Source organism: Actinocrinis puniceicyclus (assembly GCF_018283645.1).
Lineage (GTDB): Bacteria > Actinomycetota > Actinomycetes > Streptomycetales > Catenulisporaceae > Actinocrinis > Actinocrinis puniceicyclus.
Genome location: NZ_JAGSXH010000345.1, coordinates 1 through 1,006, shown reverse-complemented (window position 1 = coordinate 1,006; position 1,006 = coordinate 1). Strand labels below are relative to the sequence as shown.

General features: G+C 72.2%; 1 protein-coding gene. It reads left to right on the top strand.

From position 1 onward, the window contains the following. On the top strand, positions 1 to 898 hold an 898-nt coding region (locus tag KGA66_RS29210; protein ID WP_211472856.1), incomplete at its 5' end, for a transposase. Between the last annotated feature and the right edge of the window lie 108 nt (positions 899 to 1,006).

Below are 1,006 nucleotides of genomic sequence, written 5' to 3'. Positions count from 1 at the left end.
TCCGCTGGCCGGGTGGTGCGCCAACACCCAGGAATGCCTGGCGATGCTGCTGCGCCCCGGCAGCGCGGGCAGTAACACGGTGGCCGACCACCTGCAGGTGCTGGCCGCGTGCATCGCGCAGATCCCGTCCGCCTACCGGGCCAAGATCCTCATCCGGGTCGACGGGGCGGGAGCCAGTCACGCTCTGCTGGAGCGCATCGAGGCACTGAACACCACCCGCCGCACCGTGCGCTACACGGTCGGCTGGAAGATCACCGAGGCGGATGAGGCCGCGATCGCCGCGCTGCCCGAGGGCGCCTGGGAGCACGCCGTGGACCAGGACGGCGCCGTACAGGAGACGTGCCACGTCGCGGAACTGACCGGCCTGAACACGCGCGTCGGCGGCTGGCCGGCGGGCATCCGGCTGATCGCGCGCCGCGCCCGCCCCTCCAAACGGCACCTGAGCAAGCTCACCGAGCTGGAGCGGCGCACCGGCTGGCGCTACCAGATCACCGCCACCAACATCACCCGGATGCGCGCCGTCGCAGGATCGCAGCACCCGCAGTTCCTCGACGTGCTGCACCGCGCCCACGCGGTGGTCGAAGACCGGGTACGCACCGAGAAGGCGATGGGCCTGCGCAACCTGCCCTCCAAAGCCTGGTCGGTGAACCTCGGCTGGGTGCTGGCCGCCAACCTCGCCGCCGACCTGGACGCCTGGACCCGGCTGCTGGGCCTACACGACGACGAGCAGCTCGTACGCGCCGAGCCCGCCACGCTGCGCTACCGCCTGTGGCACATCCCCGCGAGACTGACCACCCACGCACGCCGCCGATGGCTACACATCCCTGCCGACTGGCCCTGGCGCGAAGCGTTCCTGGCCTGCTGGCAGCGCCTGACCTCGCTACCGGCACCCGGCTGACCAGCCGAAACCCGCCCCGACGAGCACGGAAAGGACACCGAGCCCTACCCGGCCCCGTGGAAACCGGCGCAGCCCGCAGCGACACGCGACGGCCCGTCCCACCACCCG